The sequence below is a fragment of the Pseudomonas sp. IT-P395 genome, assembly GCF_949767675.1.
Lineage (GTDB): Bacteria > Pseudomonadota > Gammaproteobacteria > Pseudomonadales > Pseudomonadaceae > Aquipseudomonas.
In genome coordinates this window covers 135,010-144,482 of sequence record NZ_CATKPW010000008.1, presented here as the reverse complement: position 1 = coordinate 144,482, position 9,473 = coordinate 135,010, and the positions used below count along the sequence as shown (strand labels likewise).

3 protein-coding genes are annotated in these 9,473 nt (G+C 59.5%); all 3 read left to right on the top strand.

All coding sequences use genetic code 11. The features are described 5' to 3' along the window. The first annotated feature begins 155 nt into the window (after positions 1–155). From recC to recD, 3 genes are read left to right on the top strand one after another with little or no spacing between them, the layout of a single operon-like run. Positions 156–3,608, top strand: coding sequence for an exodeoxyribonuclease V subunit gamma (recC, locus tag ACM6IN_RS07400; RefSeq protein ID WP_095114171.1), 3,453 nt, complete (start codon positions 156–158; stop codon positions 3,606–3,608). After that, a complete protein-coding gene (gene recB, locus ACM6IN_RS07395) occupies positions 3,605–7,294 on the top strand; it encodes an exodeoxyribonuclease V subunit beta (RefSeq protein WP_414915680.1) in 3,690 nt (1,229 codons plus the stop codon). The genes recC and recB overlap by 4 nt, the downstream gene beginning before the upstream one ends. Next, a complete protein-coding gene (recD, locus tag ACM6IN_RS07390; RefSeq protein ID WP_414915679.1) occupies positions 7,291–9,399 on the top strand; it encodes an exodeoxyribonuclease V subunit alpha in 2,109 nt (702 codons plus the stop codon). Before recB ends, recD begins: the two co-directional genes overlap by 4 nt. Positions 9,400–9,473: the final 74 nt, after the last annotated feature.

Genomic DNA, 9,473 nt, shown 5'->3' with positions numbered 1-9,473 from the left:
ATTAAATTCCGAAACCCCAATTGCGAAAGCAGTTGGGGTTTTGTTTTGCCCGCAGGAAAGTTCTTACAGCATTCACGGACGCCGTCCGGCTGTCATACCCTGCCGACAATGCTAAGGTTCTGCCCTGGCTTTTGTACTTCTCCAAGGAAACCCTTATGCCGGACGCCCAGTCCCTCAACGCTGCATTCATGGTGGTCCAGAGCAATAGCCTGGACGAGCTGCGCAGCCTTGTGATCAGCATAATGCGGCGCTATCCACTGGCCCCGCTGGAAAACGAAATCGCTCTGGTGCAGAGCAACGGTATTGCCCAGTGGCTCAAATTGGCTTTGGCTGAAGATCCAGAGGACGACGACCTCGGAGGTTGCGGCATTGCGGCGGCGATTGATGTGCAACTGCCGGGCAGTTTCATGTGGCAGCTTTATCGCATGGTATTAGGCCGAGATGAGATTCCTCCCAAATCCCTGCTCGATAAGGCCCCGCTGACCTGGCGTCTCATGCGCCTCCTCCCACAGGTCATTGATCGCCCGCATTTCGAGCCATTGCAACGCTTCCTTACCCACGACGCCGACCTGCGCAAGCGCTATCAATTGTCCGAACGCCTGGCGGATCTGTTCGACCAATATCAGGTGTACCGGGCCGACTGGCTTGAAGACTGGGCCGAAGGTCGGCATCAACTGCGCAACGTCAGGGGAGAAGTAAAGCCACTGCCCCCGACCAGTTGTTGGCAGGCAGAACTGTGGCGTGCGCTGCTGGATGACGTGGGCGAGCAAGGTATGGCGCAGAGTCGTGCCGGCGTTCATCAACGGTTTATCGAACGCATCAACAACCTCACCGAAGCGCCTGCGGGATTGCCATCGCGAGTGATCGTTTTCGGGATTTCTTCACTGCCAGCCCAAGTGCTTGAGGCGCTGGCCGGGCTTGCGCGTTTCAGTCAGGTCCTGCTGTGTGTACACAACCCCTGCCGGCACCACTGGGCCGATATTGTCGCCGACAAAGATCTGCTGCGGCATCAATACAAACGGCAATCGCGCAAGACTGGAATGCCCGCAGTGCTGGACCCTGAAACGCTGCATCAACACGCCCATCCACTGTTGGCTGCGTGGGGCAAACAAGGCCGGGACTACATAAACCTGCTCGACAGCTATGACGATCCCAATAGCTATCGGGCGGCTTTTCGCGATGGCCGCATAGACCTGTTCAGCGAAACTCAACCACACAATCTGCTCAATCAACTACAGGACGATATCTTGGAGTTGCGCCCACTCAACGAAACACGTGAACATTGGCCTGCTGTCGATCTGGCAAAGGACGAGTCGATCCGTTTTCACATTGCCCACAGCGCTCAACGTGAAGTTGAAATACTGCACGACCAGCTTCTCGCGCGCTTTAGTGCCAACCCGCATCTGCGTCCGCGCGATGTGATCGTGATGGTGCCTGACGTCGATAGCTACGCACCGCATATCCGCGCAGTATTTGGTCAGCTTGATCGCCATGATCCGCGATTTATACCCTTCACATTGGCCGATCAGGGGCAGCGCGGCCGCGATCCACTGCTGATCGCAGTCGAACACCTGCTCAAGCTTCCCGACAGTCGTTTCCCGGTCAGTGAAATCCTCGACCTGCTCGACGTTCCCGCACTTCGCGCGCGTTTTGGTGTGGAAGAGCGCGACCTGCCAACACTGCACCGCTGGATCGAAGGTGCGGGCGTGCGCTGGGGTATGAACGCCGAGCAACGCGCGGGCCTGGGGTTACCCGACGAACTAGAGCAAAACAGCTGGCATTTTGGTCTGCGCCGCATGCTTCTCGGTTACGCCGTCGGCAGTGCCAATGCGTGTGAAGGAATTGAACCCTACGATGAGATCGGCGGACTCGACGCCGCACTCATCGGGCCGTTGGTGGCTCTGCTCGATGCCCTGGAACTTGCCCACCAACAGCTCACCCAACCCGCTCAACCCAAGGAGTGGGGATACCGTTTGCAGGCGCTGATGCAACTGTTCTTCAAGGCTAGTAACGAGCATGACGATTATTTGTTGACCCAACTCGAGGAACTGCGCGAAACCTGGCTGGAAACGTGTGAGGCAGTCGGTCTGACGGATGAGCTACCACTGACCGTGGTTCGTGAAGCCTGGCTCGCGGGGCTGGACCAAGGGCGATTGTCTCAGCGGTTTCTGGCTGGCGCCGTGAACTTCTGTACGCTGATGCCCATGCGTGCCATTCCGTTCAAACTGGTCTGCCTGCTGGGAATGAACGACGGCGACTATCCACGGGCGCAGCCGCCGCTGGACTTCGACCTCATGGGCAGCGACTACCGTCCGGGAGATCGTTCGCGGCGTGAAGATGACCGCTATCTTTTGCTCGAAGCACTTTTGTCAGCGCGCAATCAGCTGTACATCAGTTGGGTCGGCCGCAGCATTCGCGACAACAGTGAACGACCGGCTTCCGTATTGATCGGCCAGTTGCGCGATCACCTCGCCAGCGGTTGGCGATTGCTCGACGAAAGCGGTGATCTGTTAAGTGCCATGACGCAAGAGCATCCGCTGCAACCGTTCAGTGCGCGCTATTTTCATGACGGCGATCAACTCTTCAGCTATGCCAGCGAATGGCAGGTTCTGCATCAACAGCATGAGCCTCAAAACGAAACTCAGCTACTTACCCCTTATGTGCAGGAGGAGCCGTTGAGCCTGGCTTTGTTGCAGGATTTTTTACGCAATCCGGTTCGGCATTTTTTCACCCAGCGCCTCAAGGTGTATTTCGAGGCTGCCGAAGCACCGCTGGCTGACGAAGAACCCTTCGTATTGGACGCATTGCAGCGCTATACGCTCAGCGACAGCCTGCTCGAAGCCGCTCTCAGGCAGCCGGACAATGTCGATCAGGCTTTGACTGCCCAGGCCCGCCGTCTGCAGAACAGCGGTCTGCTGCCAATGGCCGGGTTCGGCGAGTGCCTGCAACGAGAGCTGATCGAACCTTTGCCGGATTTGCTGCAGCGTTATCAACAATTGCTGACACTCTGGCCGACCCCTCTGAACAGTGCGATGCCGATCAATCTAGAGTTGCAGGGTTTGCGTCTTGAAGGCTGGCTTGCCGGTTTGCACCAGCGCACCGACGGTGGCCTGTTGTCGGTCACGACCATTCCCAACAGCATTGGCTCGATCAAAAGCCGCAAATGGCATCGCCTGACCAAGCCTTGGATCAATCATCTGGTGGCCTGCGCCAGTGGACTTTCGCTGACGACAGCATTGGTCGCCAGCGACGATACCTTGCTGCTTGAACCCATGGAGCCAGCACGGGCGATACGTTTTCTTGGCGACTTGCTCCTCGCCTGGCAGGCAGGCATGCGACAGCCACTGCCAATCGCGGTAAAAACCGCTTTTGCGTGGCTTTCCCAGACCGACCCTCTGAAGGCCGAAGCCGTGGCACGTAAAGCGTATGAAGGTGACGGGCAGACCAGCGAAGGTGAGCGCCGCGAGAGCCCGGCGTTGTCCCGGCAATACGCCGACTTCGATGCATTGCTGGAGGACGAAACATTCTCCGGTTGGTGCGACGCGTTGTATCGCCCACTGTTTGAAGCGCCTTGGCGTTCGCTGTCCACCGAAGGGACTCGCGCATGAGTACAAGGACACCCCTGGCACTGGCCTTTCCCCTACAGGGCAGCCAGTTGATCGAAGCCAGTGCCGGTACCGGTAAAACCTTTACCATCTCGGCTTTGTATCTGCGGCTTATCCTCGGACATGGTGACGAGGCGAGTGGATTCGGCCGCGAATTGCTGCCACCACAGATTCTCGTGGTGACCTTCACCGATGCCGCGACCAAGGAGCTGCGTGAGCGCATACGTACGCGTCTGGCTGAGGCAGCTCGATTCTTTCGTGACGAAACGGCTGCGCCCGATGCATTGATCGCCGAATTGCGTGACCAATTCGACACCCAACAATGGCCCGGTTGTGCCAACCGCCTCGATGTCGCCGCGCAGTGGATGGACGAGGCCGCCGTCTCAACCATCCACAGTTGGTGTCAGCGCATGTTGCGTGAGCATGCGTTCGACAGCGGCAGCTTGTTCACCCAATCCCTGGAAACCGATCACAGCGACTTGCTCGGCGAAGTGCTGCGCGATTACTGGCGACTGTTCTGTTACCCGATGCAGGGCGATGCCTTGAATTGGGTTCGCAGCAATTGGGGGGGGCCGGCGGCGTTATTGCCTCGCGTGCGCGGGCTGTTCGCCAGTGAGCGTGACAGCGACGAGGGCAAGGCGCCTGCGGAGCTTATAGATGAGTGTCTGCAAGAACGCCGCGTGGCGTTGATCGAACTGAAAATGCCCTGGCGCCAGTGGGCAGACGAATTGCTCGCCATTTGCCAGCAAGGCGTCGCGAGCAAAACCGTCGACGGGCGCAAGATGCAGGCGCGTTACTTTGAGCCGTGGTTCGAAAAGCTCAAGGCATGGGCCGAAGACGAGACCTTGGAGCAACTGGATATCGGTACTGGTTTCACTCGACTGACCCCCGACGGGATGGCGGAAGCGTGGAAAGGCCAGGCTCCAGGTCACCCGGGTCTGGATGCCATGTCAAAGCTCAAGTCGAGCCTCGATGCATTGCCGACCCCCGATGCCGCTGTGTTGCAACATGCTGCCAAATGGGTCGGCGCACGCTTTGAAGAAGAGAAGCGGCGTCGCGCCGAGATGGGCTTTGACGACATGTTGTTGCGCCTTGATGCCGCTCTGCAATCCGATGGAGGCGAACGTCTTGCGACGTTGATTCGCGAGCAGTTCCCGGTCGCACTGATCGACGAATTCCAGGACACCGATCCGGTGCAGTATCGAATCTTCGAAAGCATCTATCGCATCGAAGAGAACAGTCCCGAGACCGGCCTGTTCCTGATCGGTGACCCGAAGCAGGCGATCTACGCTTTCCGCGGTGCAGACATCTACACCTACCTGCGCGCGCGTCAGGCCACCACTGGCCGATTGCATACACTGGGCACCAACTTCCGCTCCAGCCATGGCATGGTCAACGCGGTCAATCATGTATTCGAGCGCGCCGAGTCCCGAGAGCAGGGACGCGGCGCGTTTTTGTTCCGCGAGAAAAACGGCGACAACCCTGTGCCGTTCCTCCCCGTCGAATCTCAAGGTCGCAAGGAACAGCTGCAAGTTGCCGGGCAAGCTGTTGCGGCGTTGAATGTCTGGCACTTGTCCAGCGACCAGCCACTGTCCGGCGTGGTCTATCGCCAGCAATTGGCAGCAGCGTGCGCCAGCGAAATCACCGCGCTGCTCAATGGCGGACAAAGCGCTGACGCGGGGTTTGTTCAGGACGGCAAAGACTTCAGAGGTCTGAGGCCGTCCGACATTGCGATTCTCGTGCGCGACGGCAAAGAAGCCCAGGCCGTACGCGCTGAACTCGCCGCCCGAGGTGTGCGCAGCGTTTATCTGTCGGACAAGGATTCGGTATTCGCGGCTCAAGAAGCTCACGATCTGATGTCCTGGCTCAAGGCCTGTGCCGAGCCGGATGTCGAGCGCTCCCTGAAAGCCGCATTGGCCTGTATCACCCTGAACCTGCCATTGGCCGAGCTGGAACGTCTGAACCAGGACGAACTGGTCTGGGAAACCCGGGTCATGCAGTTCCGTGGCTATCGCGAGCTATGGCGCAAGCAAGGTGTGCTGCCGATGTTGCGCCGCCTGCTGCACGACTTCCACCTGCCGCAAACCTTGATGAAACGCACCGATGGCGAGCGTGTACTGACCAACCTTTTGCACTTGTCGGAGTTGATGCAGCAAGCGGCTGCGGAACTGGACGGTGAACAAGCGCTGATTCGCCATCTGGCCGAATTGTTGGCAGTGTCCGGCCAGGCCGGCGAAGAGCAGATTCTGCGTCTGGAAAGTGATGAGCAACTGGTCAAGGTCGTGACCATTCACAAGTCCAAAGGCCTGGAGTATCCATTGGTGTTCTTGCCGTTCATTTGCTCGGCAAAACCCGTGGATGGCAGTCGCTTGCCACTGCATTATCACGACGCCGAGGGCAGGGCTCAGGTGAGCCTGAAACCAACTGCCGAGTTGGTAGCGCAAGCGGACGATGAGCGTCTGGCCGAAGACTTGCGCTTGCTCTACGTTGCGTTGACTCGCGCACAACATGCCTGCTGGTTAGGCGTGACGGATCTCAAACGGGGCAATAACAACAGCTCGGTGCTGCACCTATCGGCGCTGGGTTATCTGCTTGGTGGTGGCGCATCGCTTGGCGAGTCCAGCGAACTGAAACGCTGGCTTCAAGACCTGCAACAGGATTGCCCGGCTATCCATATCGATGAAATGCCCCAACCCACCGACGAGCATTACCAGCCCCCGCGCAACGATGCCGTGCTGAGTGCGACACTGCTGCCCAAGCGCAAAGCCAGCGAAAACTGGTGGATCGCCTCCTACAGCGCTCTGCGCATCAGCGATGTGTTGAGTATCGGCAGCGATGAAGCACCGGACAGCCCGCAAGCGCAAAAGCTGTTTGATGACGAACGCCTTGATCCCGACGCGCCGCGCGACATCATTGCCGGCGGTGCCGATATCCACCGCTTCCCGCGCGGTCCCAATCCGGGAACGTTTCTTCACGGTTTGCTGGAATGGGCCGGTGACGACGGCTTCGCCGTTTCCCGCGAAGCGCTGGAAGATGCGATTGCCCGGCGCTGCAATTTGCGCGGCTGGGAGGGCTGGATCAATACTCTGAGTGACTGGCTGCAACATTTACTGCAGTCGTCATTGCCGATTGCAGGTGGGCAGCCGCCAGTTGTTCTGGAGCAACTGAAGCAGTATCGGGTCGAGATGGAATTCTGGTTCGCCAGCCATAAGGTCGATGTAGTCAAACTCGACGAACTGGTGCGGCAGCACACTCACAGGGGCGTGGCCCGTGTGGCGGCAGAACCGGTGCAACTCAACGGCATGTTCAAAGGTTTTATCGACCTGACCTTCGAACACAATGGCCGTTACTACGTGGCCGACTACAAATCCAACTGGCTCGGCGTGGACGACCTGGCCTACACCGAGCAGGCCATGGAAAAGTCGATCCTCGACAACCGTTATGACCTGCAATACGTGCTGTACCTGTTGGCGTTGCATCGCCAGCTCAAGGCACGACTGCCTGATTACGATTACGACCGGCATGTCGGCGGCGCGTTGTATCTGTTCCTGCGTGGCACACGTGCTGACAGTCGCGGGGTGTATTTCGCCCGGCCGCCACGTGAGCTGATCGAACGTCTCGACCGAATGTTTCAAGGGAAACCTGAACCCAAGACCGAGCCCGCCTGGGAACAGGGAGTCCTGCTATGAGCCGCACCTTTGCCGATCTGCTCCCCACGCCGCTGGCAGCCGACAGCCTGTCGAGGCTTTCGCCGCTGACCAGCGCCGATGATCTGTTGATCTTGCTCACTCGTTGGGTCGAGCGTGGCTGGCTGCGTGCGCTGGACAAAGCATTCGTCGCGTTCCTTCACGAACTCGAGCGCGATACGGATCCGCTGGTGCTGCTCGCTGCCGCCCTGACCAGTCATCAACTTGGCCACGGTCATGTCTGTCTCGATCTGTATGAAACCCTGAAAGCTCCTGACTTCGCGCTGTCGCTGCCCCCCGAAGGAGACGTGCAAGGTGGTGTGTTGCTGCTGCCTTCGCAATTGCTCGAGGCGCTCGATGGCGCTCACTGGTGCAAGGTTCTGGCGAGCAGCTCCCTGGTCGCACTGGCGGCGGACACCCGTGATAGCGCAGAGCAACGCCCGCTGGTGCTGTCGGGCAAACGCCTGTATCTGCGACGCTACTGGACCTACGAACGGCGCATCGACACGGCGTTGCGCGAGCGTCTGCAACAAGTCGAGCCGACTCCGGACGATCTGCCGCAGCGGTTGAATGAGTTGTTCGGATCAGCGAGAACCGGTGAGGTGATCGACTGGCAGAAACTCGCCTGTGCCATCGCGACCCGTGGCGCCTTCAGCATCGTCACCGGCGGCCCGGGCACTGGCAAGACCACCACAGTGGTGCGGTTGCTGGCTCTGCTGCAAGCGCCGGCAGTCGCCACCGGTCATCCGCTGCGGATTCGTCTGGCGGCACCGACGGGAAAGGCTGCGGCGCGGCTGACCGAGTCCATCAGCCAACAAGTGCAGTCGCTGAAAGTCAGCGAAGAGGTGCGGGCGAAGATCCCTTGCGACGTCACCACCGTGCACCGTCTGCTGGGCAGTCGTCCCGGCACCCGGCACTTTCGGCATCATGCAGGCAATCGCCTGCCACTGGATGTGCTGGTGGTCGACGAAGCTTCGATGATCGACCTGGAAATGATGGCCAATCTGCTCGATGCCTTGCCAGCCCATGCACGACTGGTGTTGCTCGGTGACAAGGATCAATTGGCTTCTGTTGAGGCCGGCGCAGTGCTAGGCGATTTGTGCCGGGATGCCGAGGGTGGCTGGTACAACCCGCAGACCCGACAGTGGCTGGAATCGGTCAGCGGTGAGTCGCTGCAGGACAGTGGCTTGCATGAAGACGTCGAGGGTGCTCACCCGCTGGCCCAGCAAGTGGTCATGCTGCGTCACTCCCGGCGTTTCGGCGAGGGCAGCGGGATCGGTCAGCTCGCGCGTCGGGTCAATCAGCAGCTGCCGGATGAAGCGCGTCAGTTGCTCGCGGCCGGGCACTATGACGATGTGTATTCGTTGCCGCTCAAGGGCGAACAGGATCATAAACTGGAGCACCTGTTGCTGGAGGGGCACGGCGACGGCCCGCAGGGTTACCGCCATTATCTGAGTGTTCTGCGTGATCAGCGTCCACCGTCGGGCAGCCCCCTCGAACATCCGGACTGGATTATTTGGGCCCGCGAAGTCTTGCAGGCGTTCGATACATTTCAGCTGTTGTGTGCAGTGCGCAAAGGGCCATGGGGCGTTGAAGGTCTGAATCAACGGATCACCGCCGCGCTGCTGAAGGCCCGTCTGATCGAAAGCGATCAGCAATGGTACGAAGGTCGGCCAGTCCTGATGACTCGCAACGATTACGGTCTGGGCTTGATGAACGGCGACATCGGGATCGCCCTCAAGCTGCCCGAGCGCGAAGGACCCGACGCGGGCAAACCGGTGTTACGCGTGGCGTTCCCGCGCAACGATGGCCAGGGCGGCGTGCGTTTCGTATTGCCCAGCCGGCTCAATGACGTCGAAACCGTCTACGCCATGACGGTGCACAAGTCCCAGGGCTCGGAGTTTGCCCACACCGCGCTGATCCTGCCCGACGCCTTGAACCCGGTATTGACCAAAGAATTGATCTACACCGGCATCACCCGGGCCAAGCATTGGTTCACCCTGATTGAATCCCGGCCGGGGGTATTTGAGGAAGCGGTGCAGCGAAAGGTCAAACGCCTGAGCGGGCTGATGCTGGAACTGGAGGAAGGGGGCGTGCCCGCGAGGTGAGAATCCCGACGATGGGTGGCGATTACTGACCAACCGGTCAGTGGTCACTGTCTCGCTGGTGTTTCACTGCTGTG